The organism is Pseudomonas thivervalensis (genome assembly GCF_001269655.1).
Lineage (GTDB): Bacteria > Pseudomonadota > Gammaproteobacteria > Pseudomonadales > Pseudomonadaceae > Aquipseudomonas > Aquipseudomonas thivervalensis.
In genome coordinates this window covers 80,651-103,932 of sequence record NZ_LHVE01000010.1, presented here as the reverse complement: position 1 = coordinate 103,932, position 23,282 = coordinate 80,651, and the positions used below count along the sequence as shown (strand labels likewise).

The following is a 23,282-nucleotide window of genomic DNA, read 5'->3' as shown; positions in this document are numbered from 1 at the left end:
CTGGCGGAAGGAGAAATAAAGAAATTGAAGAAGAACGTACTTATCATTGGTGCAGGAGGTGTCGCCAAGGTGGTGGCCCACAAGTGCGCGCAGCACAACGACGAACTCGGTCGTATTGCTATCGCGTCGCGCAACATCTCCAAATGCCAGGCCATCATCGACAGCGTCAAGGCCAAGGGTAGCCTCAAGCAACCCGCCGACATCAAGGCCTTTGCGCTGAACGCTCTGGATGTCGAAGCGACCAAGGCGCTGATTCGCGAAACCGAGTCGCAGATCGTCATCAACGTCGGCTCTGCTTTCCTCAACATGTCGGTGCTGCGTGCCTGCATCGATACCGGCGTGGCCTACCTGGACACCGCCATCCACGAAGAGCCGGGCAAGGTCTGCGAGACGCCGCCCTGGTACGGCAACTACGAGTGGAACCATCTCCAGGAGTGCCAGGAGAAGAACATCACCGCCATTCTCGGCGTGGGCTTCGACCCGGGTGTGGTCAATGCCTATGCGGCACTGGCGCAACAACAGCATTTCGACCGCATTGATTCGATCGACATTCTCGACGTCAATGCCGGCTCCCATGGCAAATATTTCGCCACCAATTTCGACCCGGAAATCAATTTCCGCGAATTCACCGGACAGGTGTGGAGCTGGCAGGACAGCCAGTGGACCAGCAACACCATGTTCGAAGTCAAGCGCACTGACGACCTGCCAGTCGTAGGCTCGCAGAACCTGTACCTGACCGGTCACGACGAAGTGCACTCGCTGTCGAAGAACCTCGACGTGCCCAACGTGCGTTTCTGGATGAGCTTCGGCGAGCACTACATCAACGTGTTCACCGTGCTCAAGAACCTCGGCCTGCTCTCCGAGCAACCGGTCAAGACCGCCGAAGGCCTGGAAGTCGTGCCGCTGAAAGTGGTCAAGGCCGTGCTGCCTGACCCGAGCTCGCTGGCGCCGGGCTACACCGGCAAGACCTGCATCGGCGACCTGGTCAAGGGCACCAAGGATGGCCAGCCGCGCGAGATGTTCATCTACAACGTGGCCGACCACGAGGACGCCTACGCCGAAACCGACAGCCAGGGCATTTCCTACACCGCCGGCGTGCCACCCGTGGCCGCGGCCTTGCTGGTGGCCCGTGGCGAGTGGGACGTGCAGCGCATGGTCAACGTCGAGGAGCTGCCTGCCGAGGCGTTCCTTGAGGCGCTGGATGTGATGGGCCTGCCGACGCGCATCAAGGATGAGCATGGGGATCGTCCTTGGAACCAGGACGCCTGAAGGACTCCAGGCAGGTTCCGCCCTGGCTCCCCGCTAGGCACTGCAGAATCGCTGTGGATTCGGCAGGCGATTGAACCGGGCGACTCACCAGCGTGTGAGTCCCTGGCAATCCGCGGGAAGCCTTGAAGAAATGCTCCGTATCGAAAGGTACGGAGCATTTTTCGTTTAGGATCCCCATCAAACGAACCCCGTGGCGAGGGAGCTTGCTCCCGCTGGGGCGCGCAGCGGCCCTGAAGCCTGACCCTGTGGTGTGTCAGGCAGACTGCATTCTACTTTTTGGGGCTGCTGCGCAGCCCAGCGGGAGCAAGCTCCCTCGCCACGGTACTGTGTTTGGCTGGAGAAGGCGTGAATCATTCACACACCAAACTGTAGCGAGGGGTGTTCCGTCCACCTGTCCCATCGGACGGACCTGCGCCGCTTTTTGTGGCGAGGGAGCTTGCTCCCGCTGGGCTGCGCAGCAGACCCAACACAAGGCGCAAGCAGAAATCCTCGCCATGAACGACCACTCGACCTTACGATTGCGCTTCAAGGACCAGGAGAAACAATCAGTGAAGCCATTCAGGATTCGCGAGCTGGAAATGACCGATGTGCAAGCGCTGCTGGCCTTCGAGATCCACAACCGTGAATGGTTCGAGTCGCATATCGATGCACGTGCCCCGGCCTTTTATTCATGGGCGGGCGTCACCGATCACATCGAAAGCTATCTGGCCGACTTTGCCAAGGGCGCCTGGCACCCGTTTGTGATCGAAGATTCCAGCGGGAGAATCGTGGGACGGGCGAATTTGAAAGGCATCCATTCACCACACGGTTGCGCCGAGGTGGGCTATCGCATTGATCAACGTGTGTGCGGGCAAGGGCTGGCAACACAGGCCCTGAAACATCTGATCCAGGCGGCGCGGATGCGTTGGGGGCTTACGGGGCTGGTGGCTTATGTCTATGAGAACAACGTTGGCTCAAGGAAGGTCCTTGAGCGGTGTGGGTTTGTGCCTGGAGCGTTGTCGGGTGGTGAGGAAATCGAGGGTGGATGCCGTTTTACGCTTTCGATCTAGAAATTCGACTCACCCGCAGCAGGTGGCGTAGCCCTGGCCCCATGGCTTGGACGGCGAAGCCGTGAAGGACGAATCGGCACCTAAGGCGCCGATCCGTCTACCCCCTACAACCAGTACCGCAAGCCAAGCATCAACGACTGGGCGTTGTATTCGGTTTCCACATCGGCCTGGGGCAGGCCCTGGATCTTGCCGAAGTTCGCTTCGCCGGTCTTGAAGTAGCGGTAATCCAGGGACATGGACCAATGTTCGCTGAGCTCGTAAGCGACGCCGGCGCCGAGTTGCCAGGCCGTGACGGTGTCGCGATGGGTGCCGCCGAACTCGACCCCGCCAGCTTCCAGACCCTTGATCGTCAGTACGGCGTAGCCCAGGCCACCGCCAATATAAGGTGTGAAGCGGCTCAAGGGGGCGGGCAGGTTCGAGATGTCATACCAGAGGTTGGCCATGAGGCTGCTGGCTTCTTCTTCGCCTTTGCCTTCGATGCTGCTTCCGCCTTCATAGATCCGGTTATTGAACTGGTCCAGGGTGTTGCGGCGGTAGCTCAGTTCCACCTCGGGTCGTAGCCCGACCGGAAACCGCCAGCCCAATGCCAACCCGGTGGCGTATCCCGAGTGCAGTGGTTGATTGAATTCCATCTCGACGAAGTCGCCGTTGTTCTGGGTCAGGTCCTGTTCCGCGACCCAGTTCACGCCGCCCATGCCGCTGACATAGGGGCCGAGCGTGTCGGCGAAACACGATGCCGAGGCAATAGCCCCGAGGCCAACGATGCCCATGACAAGATATTGGGTGTTTTTCTGTAGGTTCATGCTCGATCCGAAATGTGCTGTTATCGAAAAGTAAGTGAAGCGAGTCCGGGAGGTATTCATACGAGGTGCAAAGGCGTCGCGGTTTTCCCGTGCCTAGGGGCGCCGATGGCCCGTTGTTCAGCCAGCGTGCAGAGGTTGTCCAGGGCGGTGGTCATCGCTACGGTCAACGCTTTGCGCAGCAGCCCGCGGTACAGGAAGCTCAACGGGCCGGAAATCTTCGCGCTATGGACGACATGGGTTTCATCGGCAGAGAGCCTGCGCATCCGATGGTCGAATTCGAGGTCGATCCAGAGCAGCCGTGCGCTGTTGCGATAACTTTCGTGCAGGCTCACGGCTTCCAGTTTCAGGGGCATGTTCAAGCCATTCTTGAGGACACATTTGCCGCGCGTTCCCGCCTGGAACGGACCGTCGAGCTGGCACTGGCGCACGTCGGTATCCCATAGCGGCGCTTCGGGGAAATTGCTCCAGAGCTTCCAGATTTCAGAAGGGGGCGATTTGACTATGACTTGCACGTTGACATCGTTCATGGCGACACCTTGGTTATGGGGGCACGGTCATGCGGGGTGGGCAGATTCGTTCAATGCTCAGGCTGCCGGTGCGGATTGACTCAGCACCTGGGCGGTAATGCTGGCTTGACCGATTTTTTCGCCCCGGTTGAACAGGTCGATATAGATGCGGTTGGTCTTGAAGGCCTGGAGCGCAGCATCGAAACCGGCCTGCGGCGCCAATGACAGCGGGCTGTTCCTGGGGATGGGCCGATCCAGGGTGAAACTCAAGGCCAGCAGGTTCATCGGGGTATTGAGGGGAATTTGCAGGTGGCTATGGGCAATCTGCATGTAGCACTGGCGAGCCACTTCGAGGAAATACACCATCGAATAGTGCTGGGGATCGCCTGCCTGGAAGAAGTGTTCCTGCGGCAGTTTCACGGTGTCCACGCTCAGGCCCTGGGCGACGCCGCTCATGTCACTGACGATGACGTTTTCCGCCCTGGCCTTGTGCAACAGGGCCTTGTCGCGGCAGGGCGTGGCGGTGAATTCGCTGGTCGGCAATGTCTCGAACGCCGAGCTGTAGGCCATTGCGAGGGCGCAGGTGCACATCACTTTTCCGGCCTGCATGACCTTCGCATGGAACACCTGGGAATCTTCGCCTGGCTCCACGTGCAGATCGACCGTGCCGTGCTTTTGTACGTAATGCTGGAACTTGATCGTCAGGGTCTTGATGTAGGCGACCCGTCCGCTCAGCGGCGGCATGGCCAGCTCGAGCAATTGCAGCACCCCCTCCAGCAACAAGATGCCCGGAATGTGATCCAGGGGATGATCGAAGAAGTACGGGTGCGCTTCATTCACCACGAGTTGGGCGCGCAGGGACTGAGCGTTGCGCTGGGCGTTGGTGATCACGCTATGTTCCGCGCTGCGTTGCCAGTGCGCCGGACGCTGGGTGGCATCGCCACGGTGCAGGGCGAACAGACTTTCCATGGCGCGCACCCGCACCCGTAGCCCGGAGAGCAGGGTGCTGGTGAGCATGTCGCTGAGCTGCTGCACGTCGACGCCATCGTTTTGTGGCTCGCGCACCCGACTGACAGGTGTGATGACCTGCTGCAAATCGTGGGATGACGAATGGGCGAAACGCAATACGAAAGGATGCTTGATGGGCGTGCTGACCTCGGCCGTGGTCGGGTTCCACTGGCGAAGCTGCTCGGTAAACAGCCACATCACCGCCTTGCCCGCTTCGCGCACCTCGATCACGGTATTGGACGCGCCTCTCAACATCACCGCCAGCAGGGTTTCGATGCCACTGGCTTCGGCGAGGAAACCGGTGATCGCCTGTAGCGATCCGCTGGCAGGTGTCGCAACCGGCTGCAACTCGCAGACTTCAACGTTCGAATAGTCGCCCGGCGCTTTGCCCAACAAACGGCAAGCCTCTCCCAGCGAACCGGCCGCATGGCCGAGGACCGCGGCGCGGATCACCAGCAAGGGCTTTTCAGTGGCCTCTGGCTGATAGCGACGCAGCGCCAGCAGCCCCAGTCCTTCACCCTGCAGCGTCGTGCTGCGCCGGGCGCGCTCGACCTCGATTTCACCGCTGACAAAACGCCCTGCGCCGAGCAGGAGCGTGGTGATGCCGTTGTCGAACCATTGCGGCGAGGCCAGCAAGGTTTGCCAGAACAGACCTGCGGTGCCGACCAGGGTTTGATGAAAACCCTTGAAGTCAAAAATCTGCGCCGGGTAGCCGGACAGCATGTTCGGCAACATGGTTGCCACGTCAGTTACCTCGACGCCTGGCGCCGCGCCCTGGGCCCGGGAATAGAAGTTGTGGGCGCTGCTGTAGGCGTTGCTGAAGCGCTCGCCGCCCATGTTGCAGCACATCACCATCGCGGTATCGGACGAACCGGCCACGCCCGGCAAGCGTCGCAGCAAGTGATTGACGCGATCGGTGATCAACAGCTTGAACGGGTCGACGTGGGCCAGCGGCTTGGGGCCCATGCCGAAGCCATCGATATCGATGACATGGTCCTGGGCGAGGAATTTGCCCAGCAAAGGCTGACCGGGCACCGGGGTGTAATCAACGAAACGCCCATAAGGAAACACGACCGAAGGTGCCGCCGGTTGGTCGAGTTGCTGCTGGAATGCCTGCAACGAACGGTGGCTGCCCAGCGCGGCTTCAGCCTCGACGATGGCAAGGTCCAACCTCACCACGCCGCAGGTGTTTGCGGGGGCTGCGGCAGGGCGGTCGTCGGGCCTGTACTCCTCCACCACCAGGTGCGCGTTGGCGCCGCCAAAACCGAAGCTGGAGATGCCAATCCGTGTCGCTGACTGACGCGCCTCCAGAGGATGTACCTGCTGGGTGGCGAGTCGCAGGCAGGTATCGTCGACCTTGGTGCTGGGACGGTAGCCGGGCTGCGGTGGAATGCCCTTGTGGCTCAGTATCATCAAGGCCTTGGCGAGCGAAGCGCCGCCAGCAGCGGCCAAGGGATGGCCGATGACCGACTTGATCGAGCCGATGATGATTTTCTCGCCGTCCGGGCGATGGGGGGCGAAGAAGCTGTCCAGCGAGGCCAGCTCCGTCGCATCCCCGAGCGGTGTGCCGGTGCCGTGGGTCTCGATGTAGTCCACGTCGCGTGGATCAAGGCCGCGATAGGCACGTTGGTAAGCCGAGTACTGGGCCCGTTTGCCAGGGGCAAACACCGACCCCTCGGCGCCGTCGGCAGACATGCCCAGGGCGCGCAAGACGCCCAGGGGACGGCGCTGCGCCGTCAGGGCCTCGGCGAGCGGTTCAACCAGAAACGCGACCGCACATTCGCCCGGCACAATGCCGTCGGCGTCCTGGCCGAAGGCTTCCATCCGCGCCCGCGCGGAAAACGCCGTCAATTGCGAGAAGCCCAGGAACAGCGCCGGTGGCAGCACGGTGTTGAGGGCCATGACAATCGCGTTGTCCGCCTGGCCACTGTTGACCAGCGCCTGGGCCATGTCCAGGGCATAGGGGAACGAACTGCACGCCGTGTCCACCGATAACGCCGGCCCACCCAGGGCAAAGGCCGCGGCCAATGCCGCGACTTGTTCACCCGGTGTAAAGCCCAGCGGTGCATCGGCTTTTCCGGACAGACCGGTGACGAAATAGCTCTCGTCACTCCAGGATGTCGCGACCACCAGCGCCGTGCGCTCGCCGTTCAGTGGCGAGCCTTGTGCGGCCAGCTGGCCGAGCAGCGTCTGGAGCACTTTCTTGCCGATGGCAACCTGGCGTCCTTCGTGCCGTGACGGGGTCGAGGCATCGTCGGTCAGGCAAAAAGCGCTGTCCAGATACGTACGATCCTTCTCGCCGGCCTTGGTTGAATAGATCGCCCCCTTGTCCACTTCCCAGCGTGTCGGCATCGATTCGATCGGTGCGACCTGCCCTTGGGCAAGCAACTGCCAAAGCGCCTCCGTTGACGGCGCCCCTGGAAACTCGCCCGCCATCGCGCTGAAGCAAAAATCGCCCGCTGTTGTTGCTGCGCCACTCATACCCTGTCTCCTGATCGCCAAACTGTTGGGTGATCTGTTCGGTCACCCGGATTCCATTCCTGTTGCTCGCTGCTGGTATCAGCTCAGCCTGGTCAGCAGCGACAAGGCATCCTGGGGCGTGCGACGGGACATCAGCGCTTCACCGGCAAACTCGCTGGCCGAGCACTGCTGGGCCATGGATTGGCAGAGCGCCTCCCGGGCAAAGCCGTTGAGACCCAGTTGGGCGAACGGAGTCTGGATGTCGATCGACTGCGCGGCGTCCGGGATCAACGGCGACAGGGCGCTCAGCAACAGGTTGGCTTCTTGCCCTTGAGTGTCCGTCGCGGCAGGTGCAGTCACTTCGCAAGGCGCTGCTTGCGGTTGGGGATCGGCCAGGGCGGCCTGAATCAGGGCGATGGTTGTCTGCGGGAACTTGGCATTGGCCAGCTCGGAGCTGTGGGCCTTGAGCTGCGGCCACAGGGCGACGACCGACTCAAGGAAATCCAGCTGCACCAGCGAATCCAGGCCCAGGCTTTCATAGCTTTGTGCCGGGTCGATCTGCTCGACCGTAAAGCCGGTGATCGCCGCCAGTTGCTCGAGCACCCACCGGTGGACGTCCACCGCCGGCGCCTGCTGATCGGCTTCCAGCCGTGCCAGCAAGGCGGTCGGGGTAGGGGCATCGAAGAGCTGCGCGGTGAGGTCTTTCTTTTCGGGAAAGTGCTGGGCCAGGGACTCGAAAATATCCACCAGCCCCAGGGAGTCGATCCCCAGGCTCTCGAAACTCTGATCGAAGTCGATCTGCTGCGCCTGGAAGCCGGTGACCGTGCTGATTTCGCTGCGCAACCATTGCCCGTAGCTGAGTGCCGATGTCTCTACGGCGGCTTCGGCGGCCGGCACCGGGGCCAGTATGGTCGGGTTAGCGTGAACAGGCTCCAGCACCGAAACGTTCTGGCTGACGGAGGTTTCGATCCCATGGGCATAAACGCCCTCGAGCACTTGTTGATGAGCATTGAAATAATGGGCCGTGACGGATTCGGCCTGTTCCAACACGCGCAGCAATATCGCTTCCTTGGCGACATTGGATTCGCACAACGACTCAATGATCTTTTCGGACAGAGAGAAATAGCTATGGGCTATTCTTCCGTTGGACACGATGAATTCCTGCACCACATCGTTAAGTTGCAAGCGCATAAGGTTCTCCTAACCAAGTCGGTCGATCTTTCTATGCACAAGAAAGATCAAAAATCATGGCCCAGGACTGGGCCTTGTTTATATCAATGAAGCAAACCGGCAGTAGCCACGGGGCGACTTAAAGTTGGAGTTCCACTGCGTCGATCTCGCAAGATGTTGTTTTTCTGGCGCCCTTGAGCAACCCGGACCTTACGTTCAGATAAGTCGCCAGCGTGATTGCGTCGGCGCCTTGGAAAGCGATGTAGCCGTCAGGACGAATCAACATCAACGTGCCTGCCTTGGCGTGGTAGCGCTTGTGCAGCCGCCAATCGGGGTCCAGCAATGTCGAGTGCCAGGCCGGCAGCCCGGCGCTGCTCAGGGCGTCGATCACGCAATAGGCCTTGATGCCTGGATAATCCTTTTCCACCGACTCGGCCAACGCGTAATAACCTGGCAATAAAGGCGAAAACTGGTCGGCCGCGCTGAAGATCAACAGCGTGAACGTTCCATGGAACAGATCGATCAAGTGTTTTGCGGGCAGCCCTTGCAGTTGCCACAACTCGACATCGGGTGCCAGTTGTCCGGCGCGAGGCGTTGCGGTCGGGAATTCGGGTTTTTTGCCTTTCTTGTTCCAGTGGTAGCGCTGCTTCTTCGTCAGCGACTCCTGGATGTAGTCGCTCTTGCCATAGTGATACTGATGACCGGAAATCATCGACGGCAACTTGCGCTGGACCTTTTTCCGGTTGCTCAACAGCGGCAGGACATGGTCGCGCAGCCAGACCAGGGCGCGACGTCGGACGGTGATCAGTCCCGTCAGCCGGTGCGCGGTGTTCTCGACTTCCAGGGCAACCGGATAACGCTCTTCGTTGTAGCTGTCGAGCAAGGACGGATCCGCCAGGCCTTGATCGACATAGGCGATTTTCCAGGCCAGGTTATAAGCCTCGGAAACCCCCAGGTTCATCCACTGCCCACCGATGGGGCTGCCGATGTGCGCCGAGTCCCCCAGCAGGAACACGGAGCCTTGCTGCATCGATTGCACGCGGCGATGCTGGAACGAGGCGATGGTGGTCGAGGAAATGTTGGACAGCGTCATCTTTTGCCCGCGTCCTTCGCACAGCCGCTGGAAGTTCTCCAGGCTCAACGACGGGCGCTCGCCTTCTGGTGGCAGGTTGTAGGGCATTTCGATGAACAGTCGATAACGGGACTGGGCGCTGATCGGCGCAACGGCCACGTAACCGTCCTGGGCGCCGAGGAAGAACGCACCCTCATCCTGGCTGCCGGACCATTGGATATCGGCATCGGCGAGCATGAAGAAGCGGTCGTAGGACGAACCTTCGAAGGTCATGTCCAGGCGTTTTCTGATGTTGCTGCGAGCGCCGTCACAGGCGGCCACCCAGCGACTGGCGAAGGTTTCGTCGGTGCCGTCGGCGTGCTTGAGCGTCATGCGCACCGAGCCCGGCAGGTTTTCGATGTCCACCAGTTCGGTGTTCCACTCCACCTCTGCGCCCAGTTCCTTCAGCCGCTCCAGGAGAATTTTCTCGGTTTGCGGCTGTGGCAGGCTCAGGAGCAGGGGATAGGTCGCGTCCAGGTAGGAGAAGTTGTAGTTCAGCACCCGCTTGGCGTTCGACTGCACGGAAAACTGGTTGATCGTGAAGCCGTCGTCGATGGCTTGCTCGGCAACGCCCAGGTCGCGAAAGATTTCCAGGGTCCGGGAATGGATCGCCATCGCTTTGGTCGCGGTCGAGGGGCCGGCGTTCTTTTCAATGATGCGAAACGCCACGCCCCATTTCTTCAGCATGATTGCCAGGGACAGGCCGATGGGGCCGGCGCCGACGATCATGACGGTCGGGGCGTTGCCAGGGCGCTTGAAATGCTTGGGTGCCAACGTGCTCAGCGTGTTCATCGATCAGTACCAGTTTCTGTAGAAGGGAGAGTGGGCAATGCCGAGCAGATCAGCGTCGCCTGATGAGTCGCCGTAGGCATAAATGTAAAAATCATCCAGGTTGCTCAGGCAGCCTTTGAGCCGCGTGACTTTCTCTCGCTCTACACAGTTGGTACCGGCTATCCCGCCGGTGAGTTTGTTCTTTGCCGTGGCCAGGCGCGTGCCGCACACATAGTCAAAACCTGCGGCCTGGCCCCAGGGGATCAAGTAGTTTTCCGGCGAGTTGCTGACCAGGGCGGTGATGTGCCCCATGGACTGATGCCATTGCAGCCGCCGCAACGCTTCGGGCCTGAGCCAGAGCGGCAGTTGTTCGCTGATGAAGTACTTGGCGTGCTCGCGTTCTTGCTCCACCGACAGTCCGCCCAGGTAACAGGCAATGAAGGCCAGGCGCGCTTGCATCAGTGGGGTGATGCCCAGGACCACGCTGAGCATCTTGGGCAGCAGGGGAATGATCCTGAGCCAGAACGAACGGGTGCCCACGATATAGCGCATGTAGCGCCAGAAAGTGTGCCGGTCGGTCAACGTGCCGTCGAAGTCGAAAACGGCCAGGACCGGTTGGGTGTTGTTAGCGTGCATGTGCCTCTTCCTTGAGCGGGATGATCTCGATGGTCTTGGGCAGCTTGAAGCCCGATAGGTCGCGCGCAAGCAGGGTGCTCAGCGCGTTCTGGGTCAGCTCGCCGGTCCCTTCGACGCACAGGTGCAGCACGTTGACTTCCTTGTGGTCCGGGACGATATAGGCCCTGGCGCGCACCACGTCGGGGTGCTTGAGGGCGATGGATTCGATTTCCACCAGGTCGACCATCTGCGCCTTGATCTTCGAGATGCGCAGGCGTTGGCAAAAGAAAAACACATGCCCGTCATCGTCGCGCCAGACCAGGTCACCGCTGTGGAACCAGCCATCGCGGAAGAAGCGGGCATTGGTGTCCTCGGCATCGTTGTAGCCGTCGATCACCATCGAACCGCGGATCAGCAATTCGCCGATGCGCCCGGGTGCCACGTCCTGGCCCTGGGCATCGACGACGCGCAGTTCCACGCCGCTGATCGGCTGGCCCATGGCGCCGCGGTGGACCGGGCCAATCGAACTCTGGACGAGCACCGGCATGCTTTCGGTCAAGCCATAGCCCTGGAGCACTGGATTGCAGCCCAGCAGCGTGCCCAGTTTCTCGGCTTCGTCGGCCGGCAGGTGGCTGCCGCCCGAGTAGATCATCAATTGCGGGTGCAACGGCAACCGTGAGCCTTTGCGTTTGGCCAGCCGCGTATTGAAGTAGCGAATGACGTCGGGCACCAGGCAGGCAAAGGTAACCTGATGTTCGGACAGGACTTCTGCCAGGTCCCGGTTGAGCAGGGTGTTGGTCATCAGCAGCGTGGCGCCCACGCTCAAGGGAAACACCATCATCACGGACAAGCCGAAGATGGCATACAGCGGCAGTGTCACCAGGTGCACGGAGCCGACGCCTTGCAGGTGAAAGTGTTCGTGCAGCCCATCGCTCGATTGCGTCAGGTCGAGGTAGCGGTGAGAAACCGCCAGGGGCCTGCCGATGCCTCGATAGGTGAACTGCACCGAGACGATCGGATTGCCTTCGGGCAATAACAAGGGTTCGAGCTGTCGAGGCAGTTGAGAGGTGGCCGTTGCATTGGCGGGCAGGGGCGATGACGGTTCGCTCCCGCCGTCCAGCACCAGGGCGTGCCTGACGCCGTTGTCCGGCTGGAATACCTCACTGTGTTGCACCCATAGCGCTTGGGTCGTGACCACCAGGGTCGGCCTGGCGAGGCTGACCACACTGTTCATTTCGAAAGGGGTCAACTTGCAGTTGAGGATGACCGGAATGGCACCCCGCCCGATAATCGCCAGGTAGTAAGCGATGAACGCCACCCCGTTGGGCAGCACCAGCGCTACTTTGTCGCCTGGCAATACACCGAGTGCTGTCAGGGCGCCGTTGCTGGCTTCGGCCTTGATGCGCAGCTCGCGGTAAGTGAGGGTATCGTCATCCGCGTCCAGGTGCCGGATAGCAACTTGTTCGGGGAATGATTCCGAAAAACCGACAAAGCGATGCAGAAAACCTTCTTTATATGAAAGGCTTTTCATTTACCAACCTCTTTCAATCCTTGGATATAGGGCGCGTCAAAAAAGTACTACAGAGGCAGGCTTTATATGAATGGTCTCAATTAAGCATCTGTGTAGTTGTTGTCCCGATACCAGTCCAGGGTATCGGTCAGGGTTTCAGCGACAGGGCGGAACTGGCATTCCAACTCCCTCGAACTTTTGTTGTGGCTGAAATGCGTGCGGCCTTGTTCTTGCGCCATGAGCTTGACCGTAGAAGTACTGATGAGCACCGGTTTCTTGGTGATCCGGTAATAACCTTCATAGATAAGCGCGATGAGTCGCAGCATGAACAAGGGCACTTTTCGTTCCGGGGCTTTTACACCACTGACGCTGGACAGCGCCTGGAAAATGCTCTTCATGTCCATGTGTTTGCCGGCGGCGAGGTAACGCTCTCCGGACCTGCCGCGGGTGATGGCCGCGATTTGATGTTCGGCCACATCCCGGGCATCGACGACGGAAAAACTACCGGGAAGTACGCCGGGCAATTTTTGTCCGACAAAGTCGAGCAGGAACTGTCCTGAGGATGTCGGGCCGATATCCCCCGGGCCGAACATCCACCCTGGCAATACCATTGCAACGAACATGTCCGGGTGCTGCGCCAGGAATTGCTGGACCTTTTGTTCGGACAATATTTTGCTCAAGTAGTAATCGTCAGCCTCCTGTTCACTGCGAGACATGGTTTCATCGATCACTTGATCTTTATTGCCCTTCAATACGGCAATGGAAGAGGTATGCACGGCGCGACGGATGCCGGCGTCATAAGCGGCCTGCAACAAACGCTCGGTGCCGGTCACATTCGTGTCATAGAGTTTTTGCCAGTGTTTCCCGCCTTTGTAACTGTCGCGGAAATAGGCCGCCGTATGAAACAAGGCATCGCACCCTCGCAGGGCTTGACTGAAGGCGTCGACATTGAGCATGTCGCCTTCGACCCATTCGACGGGCAGGCCGCCGAACTGTTTCTTGGCTTTTTCTGCGGAACGAACCAGTGCCTTTACTTTGATGTTTCGTTTTAACAGCGCACGAACGACATTATTCCCGAGCAGGCCAGTAGCGCCTGTAACGAAGGCATATTCCATTAAAATCCTGCTCCTGTGAGGTGACCTGCCATTGCATCGAGACCGGTGTCACTGACTCGATGCGCTGATCAGGCGTTGGGCTCCACCAACGGCGCAAGTAAAAACCATTCGGTATCTGAAAATCAAGCGGTATTTTAGTAGGGATAGCGAATCGATGGCTCTGAACCGGCCCTTACGGAGATTTTTTCCACACGGCAGGGGGGCGGAGCGAGAAAATGCCACGTCAAGGAAGGCCAACAAGGGTTTACCTCCAGCTCGCCAGACGACGCGCCTCGTGGGTTTGAATGCTCCCTGTCCTTGAGTGAAAAAGGTGACTGCATAGTCCATCTTGCACCACGGTAGGCTGTCCCGGTTACATGGCACATACATGGCACTTTTTGAAAGTTAAAATGTAAATGATTGAACGAGGCGCGTATAAGATATGATGGCGAAACACGGGTTCACTACAGTGAGTAATCGCTTCGTTGCATTCAGTTACAGGTACATATTTTGACTGGCCAAAGGAGCCGAGGGCGTGATTAAAAAGAGACTAGGTCGAGAAGAGAGCCAGCAAGTAACAAGAGACAAATTATTCGACACCGCCACTGAGCTGATGATCAGCAAAGGCTTCCATGCCGCCAGCGTCAACGTTATCGCCGAGGAGGCCGGTTTTTCCAAAGGCGCCTTCTTTTCCAATTTTTCCAGTAAATCGGACTTGCTCCTGCAACTGACTCAACGCTTCAAGCGCGTTGAAATCGATCGACTGAGTGCGACGCTGACGTCGGGGTATTCGTCGGAGCAGTTGAGCCACGGCTTGAATGCCTATATCGACACCCTGAAGAACAATACCCGCTGTGCGATCCTCGATGCCGAGTTGCAACTGATCGCCCTGCGTGACGAAGAGTTCTCACAGCATTACTACGACTTGCATGAGGAAAACAGTGAAGCCTTGGGCAAGTTGATTACCATCATATTCAACCATGCGGGCAAGAAACCACCACTGGAACATGCCGCGCTTGCGAAGACCTTCACGGCCTTGGCCGAAGGCTTGATATTGCAAGGGCATGAAGATCCGGCGATTGAGATAAAACTGGTGCTCAACTCGCTCATCCAGACTGCGGAGCCTCTCTAGGTCTTCGCCGTTATCGCTGATAGGCCAGCCATCGGCGCTCAGCCAATCGGAATACACCCACCAGCGCGCACGCCAGCATCATGTAGAGCAGCGCGGCAATGCCATAGGCCTGGAACGTCTTGAAGGTGGCAGCGTTGACATCTGCCGCGATTTTCAGGATGTCAGGAACGGTCGCGGTAAAGGCGATGGCCGTGGCGTGCAGGACAAAGATCACTTCGTTGCTGTAGGCCGGCAGTGCCCGGCGCAGCATGCTCGGTATCAGCACCAGCATGAACAATTGGCGACGGGTCATGCCCAGGGCCAGTGCCGCCTCGATCTCACCGCGTGGGGTGGTGCGCAGCACGCCGGCGAGAATCTCGACGGTGTAGGCGCAGGTGTTCAAGGCCAGCGCCAGGATCACGCAACGCATGCCGTCACGAAAGAACCACCACAGGCTCGGCGATTCCCTGATCAGGCTCAGGCTGGCCAGGCCGCTGTAGATGATCAGCAGTTGCACGAACAGCGGCGTGCCGCGAAACACCAGGGTGTAGAGCTGGACAGGCAGTGCCAGCCAACGATTGCCATAGGCGCGAACCAGCGCCAGCGGGATCGCTGCGGCCAGACCGATAAGAGCGGACGTCACTAACAGCCATAGGGTGACGGACAAGCCACTCCAGCGGTAACCGTCGGACCAGAGGAAGTTCGGCCCGAACTCTTTCAGTATCTCGATCATGACACGCTCCGCTGCGGTTCGATGCTGTAGCGCCGTTCAAGGTGCTTGAGGGCCAGGCTGGAGAGGATTGCGAACGCCAGGAAGATCGCCGCAATCACCAGATAGAAGAACATTTGCCTTGAGGTCGCGTTGCCCGCCTGTTTGGCGACCTGGACCATGTCATTGAGGCCCAGCAGCGAGATGAGGCCGGCACTTTTCAGCAGCACTTGCCAGATGTTGCCGATGCCGGGCAAGGCGAACCGCATCATTTGCGGCAGGCGAATACGCCGCAGCACTTGCCAGTGACTCATGCCATAGGCCCGGGCCGCCTCCAGTTGACCAAACGGGATGGCCCTGAAGGCCCCGCGAAAGGTTTCGGCGCAGTACGCGCCGTAGATGAATCCCAGCGTACCGATGGCGGTACCGTAGGGATTCAACTGCAACGATTCCCGGCCGAACGCCTGGGCTAGCTGGTTGATTCCGATTTGCGCGCTGTAATAGATCAGCAACATCAGGACCAGGTCCGGCACGCTGCGCACCAGGGTGGTGTAGACCGTCGCGACCAGCCGTAGCGGCGCCACGGGCGAGAGTTTCGCCAAGGCTCCGAGCAGGCCCAGCACGAGGGCGACGCAAGCGGCCCACGTGGCGACCTGGACGGTCAGCCACGCGCCCTGGAAAATGAGATAGCCGTACCCTTCGAGAAACATGCTTTCAGGCTCCGCTCGGGGGGTTATTTCGGTGAGATGTCAAAGTCGAAGTACTTCCTGGCAATGCGCGCGTAGGTGCCATTGCGATGGAGCCGTTCGAGCGCCTGATTGATTTCCCCGGCCAGGGCTGTATCGCTCTTGCGCAAGCCGATGCCGGTGCCCGGGCCGAAGATTTCCGGCGACTTGACCACCTCGCCGGCATAGCCGAAGCCTTTGCCCATCGGTTTTTTCAATAGTCCTTCGGAAACGGCGATGGCATCGTCGAACGCCGCATCCAGTCGACCGTTGATCAAGTCCGAATAGGTCAAGTCACTGCTTTGATAGGGCACCACTTCCACGCCCTTCAGGCCCCACATCCGCTTGGCGTAGACTTCGAACACGCTGCCCTGCTGCACGCCGATGCGTTTGCCGCGCAGGGATTCGGCCGTCGGTTGCAACGGGCTGCCTTCAGGGGCGACCAGGCGGGCCGGGGTGTCGTACAGGGTGTTGGAAAAGGCGATTTCGGCTTTGCGTGCTTCAGTGATCGAGAGGGCAGAGAGTATCCCGTCGAACTTCCTGCCCTTGAGGGCCGAGACCATGCCATCGAAGGCGTTTTCGACCCAGACGCAACGGCGTTGCAATTCGCTGCACAGGCTTTCGCCCAACTCGATATCGAAACCTGTCAGCGAGCCGTCCGGTCGCTTGGACTCGAAGGGCGGGTAGGTGGGGTCGACCCCGAAACGCAGCTCTTCGTTGGCGCCCCAGGTTATCAGCGGGCAGGCCACGAGCATCAAACCGATCAGATATGTTTTCATCGACAGGGTATCCACGACAGGTTGGTAGAGCCGTCCCGGGAGAGGCCCGGGCGGCACGCATCAGCCTTGAATGTTCAAGGCGTGTTTCAGTTGTTCGGTGCGTTGGCTGTCTACGGCTTGCCCGTGGCCAAAGCCTCCGGCCCAACCGCATACCTTGCCGGCATGCTCGACGCCCCGCGCCAGGCACTCGGCAACGGGGTGCCGGGCTTGCCAGGCCAGCAGGAACGCAGCGATAAAACCGTCGCCGGCGCCCATGCTGTCGACGAACGTGCAGGGCCGCGCGGCTTGCTCATGTACGCCCTGTGCGTCGACCGCGAGGGCGCCTTGGGCGCCGCGGGTGATGACCACCGTTGCCGGGCCCATCGCCCGCATCGAATCCGCCAGGTCACGGGCTTCGCTGGATGACAGGTCGGCCGCCGAGAAGAAGGCGATGTCCACCTGCTGGATCATTGCCTGCCAATCGAACTCGACCCAGTTGTCCGAGAAGTCGAATGACAGGCAGCCACTGGCCTGGCGAATCTGCGCCAGTTGATTTTCAAGACCGCTGTAGAGGCTGCTGTGGGCCAGCGGGAATTTCGCGAGGTAGGCCAGGTCGTCGGCATCGAGTCGCAGTTGGCGACAGACGCCCGGATCGCTGCCGAGGAACACTCGCTCGCCATCGATGCTGTCGACACAGGCCCAGCCATTGGCCCCCGGCAGCGTGCGGCAACGGAAGGCATCGACGGCTTCCTGTTCCAGGCAATCGAGCAGGTACTGGCCGTGTCGGTCATCGCCAACGCAGCCCAGATAGGCACTGCGAGCCCCCAGCCGGGCAGCGAACACCGACACGTTGAGGGCGTTGCCTCCGGGGTATTCGATGTTCCGGTCCAGGTAGACATCCAGGGTGTTGTCGCCGACCGCGATCAGGCTGGCCATGCTCAGTACTCCGTTTTCCACATGTAGCGGCGCGTCGTCAGCGGCTGCTGGTGCCAGACCGCGAGATGCGCGGCGATGCGTTCCACGGCGATACCGACGATGTAGGGCGCGACAATGGCGCGGATTTCGGGGTCGATGCCTTCCATCGGGAAGTCCTTGGCGTCATAGACCATGACCCGTTCGGTGTAGCGCTGGCAGAAACTCACGACGCGTTCCATCTGTGCCCGGCTGGGATCTTCGCCCACCAGCAGGAGCAGCGGGGTGCTGGCGTCGATGGCTTCGAACGGGCCATGGAAAAACTCGGCGGCCTCCACCGGCAGGCAATGCAGCCACTGGCTTTCCATCACCACGCAGACGCCGAATACATAGGCAGTGGTGAACATCGGACCCGAGGCGAGGAAGTACATCACGCGATCATCTTTATACAGGCGTGCCTCTTCGGTGGCGCGGCGATCGTTGTTGATCGCTGCATCGGCCAGCGCCTGTGGCAGGGCCTTGAGCGAGCGAGTGAGCTTGCCCAGCAGTGGCCAGCCTTCGCGCTTGGCCAGGATCCCGCCGACCAATGCCTGGAGGATCATGAAGCAACCGAAGTACGCCTCATCGGTACGTCCCAGCAGGAAGCAATGTTGGACTGCCTGGGCCAGCGGCAACTCGGCGGTTTGCGTCACGCCGACGGTGAGGCAGGGCTTGTCTTGCAGAAAGTGTGCGGCGGCGATGGTTTCCTGGGTCGTCCCGGACTTGGAGGCGAGCACCACCAGCGTGCGTTCATCCAGGCGCGGCGGATCGATGTCCATGAAATCGGCCGGGAAATAACGGCGCACTTCCAGCGTATGGCTGTAGCGCTCCAGCCAATATTGCAGCCCGAGCATGATGCGGTTGGGCGCACCACAACTGACGAAGTAGATGCGGTCGATTCGCGTGGCCAGCTCTTGGCCAAACTGCTGGGCGTCGTCGACGATGTGCACGGATTGCTGCAAGGAAGTGGTGAATGCTTCCCGGTTGAACTGGATCGCCATGTGAGCTCCTGGGGCTTTGTTACGGTGTTCATGTTGCGGTTCATGAACACCATTTAGACCAAAAGCTATACCATGAAAAATACCATTACAAGAATTTTCCCCCATGGTCTAATGCGCTTCCAGCGCGGTTTTCAAGGTAGGCGCTGGGCCTTTTTTTGTTCTCATTATCAAACTTGCGGGTTTGCGACGGTTTCCGGAAGGTAGTGTTGCAACGCCGTGGCAAAAAAATAAATCCAGGATGTAGACCATGAAAGTGCTTCCTTCCAAATCCTCCGATGTGGCGCTCCTGGCGCCCGAACGCAAGCAGGTGGCCTGGCAGGCCGTCCAGGCGCTGCTGGAAATGCTGGAGCGCCCGGAGTTCGGGCCAACCGAGCGGATTCCGGCGGAGCGGGACCTGGCCGAGCACTTGGGCATCAGCCGGATGACGCTGCGAAAGGCCCTGCAAACGCTGATCGATCGTGGAGTCCTGGAGCGCCGGGGCAACCGCGGCACCTTCGTGACCGCCCCAGGTGTCGAGCGGCCACTCAATACCGTGGCCCGCAAAGGCATCGCCGAAGTGGTCGAGCAAGCGGGGGCCAGGCCGGGCAGTAAGCTGCTCTACTTTGAACAAACCCAGGCCAGTGCCCGGGTGGCGAAACTGCTGAAGATCCAGGAAGGCGACACGTTGCTGACCATCAGGCGCCTGCGCACCGTGGATCAGAAGCCATTCTGCATCGAGACCAGCTACATTCCGGTCGCCCGCGCACCGGACCTGGTGGCGGCAGACCTGATCGAGGGGGCCTCGTTGTATGCGTTGTTGTTATCGCGCTACCAGATCGAAATAGAGAGTGACGAGGGCACGCTGAGCATCGCCACGATGAACGACCAGGAGGCGCGCTTGCTCGACGTCGAGCCCGGGACGGCCGCGCTGGTCTACCGGGGCGTGATCTTCGACCGCCAAGGGCAGCCCGTGGAATACCTGGTCTCGATCAACCACCCTCAGCGCGTGGTGTTCAAGCTGGCGGACAGTCGGGTCAATAGCCTTCATAGCGATCATTGAAGTGGTGGTTTCAGGTCATTGTTCGAGATCGAGGTTGGATATGCTCGCGATGGCGGTGGTTCAGTTGGCAGCGATGCAGGACCAAGCCCAATCCCTCAACTGCTCGGATTGGATTTGAACACCCCACTGAGCACGAAGGCATAACGTTCCGGGCGGATGAAAAACGTCGTGCGGTCGCAGCAGCGGCCGTCGGCGAAATAGGACGTGCGCTCCATGACCAGCAACGCGGCGCCGCGTTTGACATGCAGCGCGCTGGCCAGGTTTTTGTCGGCTTCCTGCGCACGGATGGCCAGGTCGGCGCGGGTGACCGCCAGCCCGGTGATCGACTCGAGTATGGAATAGATCGGCTGATGTTCGACTTCAGCCCAGGCCACGCTGGCCAACGCTGCCGGCAGGTGACTGCGTCCCAACGCGATGGGCTCGTCATCGACGAAGTGCAGACGCTCCAGGAGCAGGCAGTCGTCTGCTTCTTCAAACAAACCCCGCAGCGCTTCTGGAACGGGCTGCAGGGTATGGCTGAGCACCTGCATGCTCGGTTGCAGCCCTTGCAGCAACAACGCCTCATGAAAACTGCGCAATGCATCCAGGCCGTGACGTACCTGCTTGGCCGCCACGAAGGTGCCTTTGCCTTGCTTGCGCTCCACCACGCCGTCGTCGCTGAGCTTGCCCACGGCCAGGCGAACCGTGACGCGGCTCACCCCGAACCGTTCGCCCAGTTGCGCCTCGGACGGTAGCTTGCCGCTGGGTTCGTAGTCGCCGCGCTGGATTTCTTCCAACAGTTGATGGGCGATCTGTTCATAGAGCGAGGTGCTGCTGTCGCGAAGAATAGAGGTGGACACTGTCAGCTTCCATGGCCTTGAGTGGGGCGGTGTGCCTTCACTTCTAAGGTTATAAAAATAGGTTATTGGGACTGCTTGTATTAATACGTATTATGTCAGGCATTCCCATTGTAAACGACCTGACGACACTTGCCATGCTCAACACCTTTCCTTATGTACCGCCGCAAGCCGATGCCCTGGCGGTCGATGACATCAGCTTCAGTTACCCCAATGGGCACCGCGTGTTTTCTTCTTTCAGCCTGAACGCCAGGCCCGGTGAGTTCGTCGCGATCCTGGGGCCATCCGGCTGTGGGAAAACCACCTTGCTGAACCTGTTGTCAGGTTTCGTACAACCGCAAAGTGGCCGCATCACCATCAACCAGACCGCGGTGCGTCCGGAGCGTTCGGAGTTGGGCTATGTGTTCCAGGCGCCGCAATTATTTCCCTGGTTGAGCGCATTGGAAAACGTCCGTTTCGGTCTGCGGATGAGCGCTCGCACCGACGCATCGCAACAGCGCGCCCAGGCGTTGCAGTACCTGCGCCTGGTCGGTCTGGAGAGTGCCGCGCATCGGCTGCCGCACCAGCTTTCCGGCGGCATGCAACAGCGCGTCTCCCTGGCCCGGACCCTGGCACTGGAACCCAGTGTGTTGCTGATGGACGAGCCGTTCGCCGCGCTCGATGCCATCAGCCGCAACAGCATGAACGAAGAGACCTTGCGCATCTGGGCCGAACTGGGCCAGACGGTGTTGTTCATTACCCACGACATTGACGAGGCGGTGTTCCTGGCCGATCGGGTCATCGTGCTCAGCATCGCGCCGGGAGGCATTCACAGCGAGCTGGAAATCCAGCTGCCACGTCCGCGCAGCAACCTGAAAACCCGCCGCCTGCCGGCGTTCCTCGATTACCGCAATGAGCTGATGACGCGCATCGCCCAGGTGATGGACGCGGGCGACGCCACGGTTTACCCCACCCCTCGACTTGAGCTGACAGCATGATCAAACGTTCGCTGCTTGCCTTTACCTTGTCCGCTGCCACGTTGGCCGGCAGCGCGTCCGCCGTGGCGGGCGAAGACAAACCCTTGCGCGTGGGCTATGTCTTCGCCATGGCCAACGCCCCGGCGCTGATCGCCGACAAACAGGGTTACTACCGTGAGGAAGGCCTGAATGTCGAGCTCAGGGCGTTGGGCGATGGCCCGGTGATCCAGCAGGCACTGGCCGCCGGTGAACTGGACGTGGCCTATGTCGGCACCCCGCCGGTGTACCAATGGTTTTCCCGCGGGCTGCAAAGCCGGATCCTGGCGAAGGTCAATTACGGCCAGGCCGCGGTGATTGTCGACGCCGAGAGCCCGATCACCGACCTCCAAGCGCTCAAGGGCAAAAAGCTCGCCGGGGTCAAGAAGGGCAGTGGCATGGATGTGCTCCTGCGCGGTTATGTCCTGAAGGAAAAGGCCGGGCTCGATCCCGACAAGGACCTGGACATCGTCGACATGCCGCCGGGCAACATGAACGCCGCCCTCGAGCGTGGCATCGTCGACGCGGCATTTTCCTGGGAACCCTTCGTCAGCCAGTCGGTGTTGCGCGGTTCGAGCCGGATCCTGCTGGACGTCAACCAGGCGCTGCCGCAGTACCCGTGGTACGTCGTGATTGCCTTGCCGAAAACCTTGCAGGAGCGCCCTGAGGATGTGGTGAAGCTGTTGCGCGCCCATCGCAAGGCCATCGCTTTCCTCAATGAACATCCCGACGAGTCGAACCGGCTCATCGCCGAGGCCTTCAAGCTCGAAGCGGTGCAAGGCATTGACGGCACGACCATCGCGCCGGAGGCCATCGTTGCCCAGGCCCGAACCCGACTGGGCTGGTCGGCCGATTTGCAGGCGTCGGACATCCAGTTCATCCAGCGCCTGATGGATTACTCCCACGACCTGGGTTTTATCGACACCACGCTCAAGACCGAACAGATCGTGGACACCTCCTACCTGGAAAAAGCCGCGCACTGAGTCCGCCATGTCCTTGCCAAAACCGAATTGGGGATGGGCGTCGCTGCCATGCCTGTTGTTGATCTGGATCGCCCTGGCGAGCCGCTTTCCCACTTACATTCTGCCGCAGCCCTGGGACGTTGCCCGCGAGGCGCTGCGCTGGCTGGGTGACCGTTCGCTGTGGCAGCACCTGCAGGCCAGCGTGTTGGAAGAGCTGGGTGGTTTTTTCGCTGCCGTGATCGTTGCGCTCCTGCTGGGTACGGCTGCTGGCCTGTCCGCGCGCTTTCGCGATTTCATCTCGCCGCTCAACAGCCTGTTCATGGCCATCCCGCCGATTGCCTGGGCGCCGCTGATCATGATCATTTTCGGCCTGGGCTATGTCTCCATCGTGCTGGTGATTTTCATTGCCGCGATGTTCCCCATGGCGGTGACGATTCAGGAGGGCGTGCAGGGCATCCGCGGCGGTGAAGTCCGCGCGGCACGGACGCTGGGTGCCAACGCCTGGCAACTGTTGGCCCGCGTCTACTTGCCGGCCTCGTTGCCGTTCGTGACCGCCGCTTTGCGCATCGGCTTCAGTCAGGGCTGGCGGGCGCTGGTCGCGGCGGAAATGATCGGCGCCTCCCAGGGCATCGGCTGGATGGTCGCCACGGGCGGGCAGATCGGCAACAGCAGCCAGGTGCTGCTGGGCATTGTCGTGATCGGCCTGATTGCCTGGCTCATGGAGAGCTTCGTGTTCCGGCGCATCGAGCGTCACTACCAGAAATGGCGCGTGCAATAAGCACCGTCCGTTGCCTTCGCTCCCCCCTTCAAACCTTCAGTGGACCACTGCACG

At 60.3% G+C, this 23,282-nt stretch carries 21 protein-coding genes; 7 read left to right on the top strand and 14 right to left on the bottom strand.

The features are described from left to right. Positions 1–24 precede the first annotated feature (24 nt). Together AD659_RS15330 and AD659_RS15325 are read left to right on the top strand one after the other, a co-directional pair. On the top strand, positions 25–1,269 hold the full coding sequence (locus tag AD659_RS15330) for a saccharopine dehydrogenase family protein (protein ID WP_053122735.1): 1,245 nt from the start codon (positions 25–27) through the stop codon (positions 1,267–1,269). 548 nt (positions 1,270–1,817) lie between these two features. Continuing rightward, the gene (locus AD659_RS15325; RefSeq protein WP_053122850.1) at positions 1,818–2,318 is read left to right on the top strand and encodes a GNAT family N-acetyltransferase; all 501 of its coding nucleotides are present in this window, start codon (positions 1,818–1,820) and stop codon (positions 2,316–2,318) included. Between the two features lie 104 nt (positions 2,319–2,422). On the opposite strand, the gene AD659_RS15320 is transcribed toward AD659_RS15325, so the two are convergent. The 8 genes from AD659_RS15320 to AD659_RS15285 all read right to left on the bottom strand — a co-directional run bounded on the left by AD659_RS15320 (position 2,423) and on the right by AD659_RS15285 (position 13,387). Beyond that, entirely contained in the window at positions 2,423–3,121 is a 699-nt protein-coding gene (locus AD659_RS15320) for an outer membrane protein (protein WP_053122733.1), read from the bottom strand. 56 nt (positions 3,122–3,177) lie between these two features. Further along, positions 3,178–3,648 (bottom strand): SRPBCC family protein, encoded by a 471-nt coding sequence (locus tag AD659_RS15315; RefSeq protein ID WP_053122731.1) that lies wholly within the window; start codon positions 3,646–3,648, stop codon positions 3,178–3,180. A gap of 57 nt (positions 3,649–3,705) precedes the next feature. Beyond that, positions 3,706–7,116, bottom strand: a complete 3,411-nt coding sequence (locus AD659_RS15310; protein WP_053122729.1) for a polyketide synthase family protein — start codon at positions 7,114–7,116, stop codon at positions 3,706–3,708. Between the two features lie 78 nt (positions 7,117–7,194). After that, complete coding sequence (locus AD659_RS15305; RefSeq protein ID WP_053122727.1) at positions 7,195–8,286, bottom strand: phosphopantetheine-binding protein; 1,092 nt, start codon at positions 8,284–8,286, stop codon at positions 7,195–7,197. A gap of 118 nt (positions 8,287–8,404) precedes the next feature. Then, entirely contained in the window at positions 8,405–10,168 is a 1,764-nt protein-coding gene (locus tag AD659_RS15300; protein WP_053122725.1) for an FAD-dependent monooxygenase, read from the bottom strand. 3 nt (positions 10,169–10,171) lie between these two features. Further along, the gene (locus AD659_RS15295; protein ID WP_053122723.1) at positions 10,172–10,783 is read right to left on the bottom strand and encodes an HAD-IB family hydrolase; all 612 of its coding nucleotides are present in this window, start codon (positions 10,781–10,783) and stop codon (positions 10,172–10,174) included. After that, entirely contained in the window at positions 10,773–12,293 is a 1,521-nt protein-coding gene (locus AD659_RS15290; RefSeq protein ID WP_053122720.1) for a class I adenylate-forming enzyme family protein, read from the bottom strand. Before AD659_RS15290 ends, AD659_RS15295 begins: the two co-directional genes overlap by 11 nt. A gap of 80 nt (positions 12,294–12,373) precedes the next feature. Further along, positions 12,374–13,387: an SDR family oxidoreductase gene (locus AD659_RS15285; protein ID WP_053122718.1), complete on the bottom strand. Its 1,014-nt coding sequence runs from the start codon at positions 13,385–13,387 to the stop codon at positions 12,374–12,376. A 514-nt stretch (positions 13,388–13,901) separates the two neighbouring features. Between AD659_RS15285 and AD659_RS15280 the strand changes: the two genes are divergently transcribed. After that, positions 13,902–14,498 (top strand): TetR/AcrR family transcriptional regulator, encoded by a 597-nt coding sequence (locus AD659_RS15280; RefSeq protein WP_053122716.1) that lies wholly within the window; start codon positions 13,902–13,904, stop codon positions 14,496–14,498. Between the two features lie 10 nt (positions 14,499–14,508). Here the strand turns inward: AD659_RS15280 and hisM are convergent, their stop codons facing one another. Genes hisM through AD659_RS15255 form a run of 5 tightly spaced genes read right to left on the bottom strand, consistent with a single transcriptional unit; the run spans position 14,509 to position 18,621 of the window. Beyond that, a complete protein-coding gene (hisM, locus tag AD659_RS15275) occupies positions 14,509–15,210 on the bottom strand; it encodes a histidine ABC transporter permease HisM (RefSeq protein WP_053122714.1) in 702 nt (233 codons plus the stop codon). Beyond that, positions 15,207–15,896, bottom strand: a complete 690-nt coding sequence (locus AD659_RS15270; RefSeq protein WP_053122712.1) for an ABC transporter permease — start codon at positions 15,894–15,896, stop codon at positions 15,207–15,209. The genes hisM and AD659_RS15270 overlap by 4 nt, the downstream gene beginning before the upstream one ends. Before the next feature lie 23 nt (positions 15,897–15,919). Further along, positions 15,920–16,690, bottom strand: coding sequence for an ABC transporter substrate-binding protein (locus AD659_RS15265; RefSeq protein WP_053122711.1), 771 nt, complete (start codon positions 16,688–16,690; stop codon positions 15,920–15,922). A gap of 60 nt (positions 16,691–16,750) precedes the next feature. Further along, a complete protein-coding gene (locus tag AD659_RS15260; RefSeq protein ID WP_053122710.1) occupies positions 16,751–17,605 on the bottom strand; it encodes a PfkB family carbohydrate kinase in 855 nt (284 codons plus the stop codon). A gap of 2 nt (positions 17,606–17,607) precedes the next feature. After that, positions 17,608–18,621, bottom strand: a complete 1,014-nt coding sequence (locus tag AD659_RS15255) for an SIS domain-containing protein (RefSeq protein WP_053122709.1) — start codon at positions 18,619–18,621, stop codon at positions 17,608–17,610. Between the two features lie 247 nt (positions 18,622–18,868). On the opposite strand from AD659_RS15255, the gene AD659_RS15250 reads away from it, so the two are divergent. Further along, positions 18,869–19,660, top strand: a complete 792-nt coding sequence (locus AD659_RS15250; RefSeq protein WP_053122707.1) for a GntR family transcriptional regulator — start codon at positions 18,869–18,871, stop codon at positions 19,658–19,660. A 95-nt stretch (positions 19,661–19,755) separates the two neighbouring features. On the opposite strand, the gene AD659_RS15245 is transcribed toward AD659_RS15250, so the two are convergent. Beyond that, positions 19,756–20,499 (bottom strand): GntR family transcriptional regulator, encoded by a 744-nt coding sequence (locus AD659_RS15245; RefSeq protein ID WP_053122704.1) that lies wholly within the window; start codon positions 20,497–20,499, stop codon positions 19,756–19,758. A gap of 134 nt (positions 20,500–20,633) precedes the next feature. Here AD659_RS15245 and AD659_RS15240 point away from each other — a divergent pair, with 134 nt between their 5' ends. From AD659_RS15240 to AD659_RS15230, 3 genes are read left to right on the top strand one after another with little or no spacing between them, the layout of a single operon-like run. After that, complete coding sequence (locus AD659_RS15240) at positions 20,634–21,473, top strand: ABC transporter ATP-binding protein (protein ID WP_053122701.1); 840 nt, start codon at positions 20,634–20,636, stop codon at positions 21,471–21,473. Further along, on the top strand, positions 21,470–22,471 hold the full coding sequence (locus AD659_RS15235; RefSeq protein WP_053122698.1) for an ABC transporter substrate-binding protein: 1,002 nt from the start codon (positions 21,470–21,472) through the stop codon (positions 22,469–22,471). Before AD659_RS15240 ends, AD659_RS15235 begins: the two co-directional genes overlap by 4 nt. A gap of 7 nt (positions 22,472–22,478) precedes the next feature. Then, a complete protein-coding gene (locus AD659_RS15230) occupies positions 22,479–23,228 on the top strand; it encodes an ABC transporter permease (protein WP_053122695.1) in 750 nt (249 codons plus the stop codon). Positions 23,229–23,282 lie beyond the last annotated feature (54 nt).

What these genes read in the sequence shown, in the direction of transcription:
- AD659_RS15320 (WP_053122733.1), bottom strand. Translation starts at nt 3,121, where the DNA reads ATGAACCTACAGAAAAACACCCAATATCTTGTCATGGGCATCGTTGGC.
- AD659_RS15315 (WP_053122731.1), bottom strand. Translation starts at nt 3,648, where the DNA reads ATGAACGATGTCAACGTGCAAGTCATAGTCAAATCGCCCCCTTCTGAA.
- AD659_RS15310 (WP_053122729.1), bottom strand. Translation starts at nt 7,116, where the DNA reads ATGAGTGGCGCAGCAACAACAGCGGGCGATTTTTGCTTCAGCGCGATG.
- AD659_RS15305 (WP_053122727.1), bottom strand. Translation starts at nt 8,286, where the DNA reads ATGCGCTTGCAACTTAACGATGTGGTGCAGGAATTCATCGTGTCCAAC.
- AD659_RS15300 (WP_053122725.1), bottom strand. Translation starts at nt 10,168, where the DNA reads ATGAACACGCTGAGCACGTTGGCACCCAAGCATTTCAAGCGCCCTGGC.
- AD659_RS15295 (WP_053122723.1), bottom strand. Translation starts at nt 10,783, where the DNA reads ATGCACGCTAACAACACCCAACCGGTCCTGGCCGTTTTCGACTTCGAC.
- AD659_RS15290 (WP_053122720.1), bottom strand. Translation starts at nt 12,293, where the DNA reads ATGAAAAGCCTTTCATATAAAGAAGGTTTTCTGCATCGCTTTGTCGGT.
- AD659_RS15285 (WP_053122718.1), bottom strand. Translation starts at nt 13,387, where the DNA reads ATGGAATATGCCTTCGTTACAGGCGCTACTGGCCTGCTCGGGAATAAT.
- hisM (WP_053122714.1), bottom strand. Translation starts at nt 15,210, where the DNA reads ATGATCGAGATACTGAAAGAGTTCGGGCCGAACTTCCTCTGGTCCGAC.
- AD659_RS15270 (WP_053122712.1), bottom strand. Translation starts at nt 15,896, where the DNA reads ATGTTTCTCGAAGGGTACGGCTATCTCATTTTCCAGGGCGCGTGGCTG.
- AD659_RS15265 (WP_053122711.1), bottom strand. Translation starts at nt 16,690, where the DNA reads ATGAAAACATATCTGATCGGTTTGATGCTCGTGGCCTGCCCGCTGATA.
- AD659_RS15260 (WP_053122710.1), bottom strand. Translation starts at nt 17,605, where the DNA reads ATGGCCAGCCTGATCGCGGTCGGCGACAACACCCTGGATGTCTACCTG.
- AD659_RS15255 (WP_053122709.1), bottom strand. Translation starts at nt 18,621, where the DNA reads ATGGCGATCCAGTTCAACCGGGAAGCATTCACCACTTCCTTGCAGCAA.
- AD659_RS15250 (WP_053122707.1), top strand. Translation starts at nt 18,869, where the DNA reads ATGAAAGTGCTTCCTTCCAAATCCTCCGATGTGGCGCTCCTGGCGCCC.
- AD659_RS15240 (WP_053122701.1), top strand. Translation starts at nt 20,634, where the DNA reads ATGCTCAACACCTTTCCTTATGTACCGCCGCAAGCCGATGCCCTGGCG.
- AD659_RS15235 (WP_053122698.1), top strand. Translation starts at nt 21,470, where the DNA reads ATGATCAAACGTTCGCTGCTTGCCTTTACCTTGTCCGCTGCCACGTTG.
- AD659_RS15230 (WP_053122695.1), top strand. Translation starts at nt 22,479, where the DNA reads ATGTCCTTGCCAAAACCGAATTGGGGATGGGCGTCGCTGCCATGCCTG.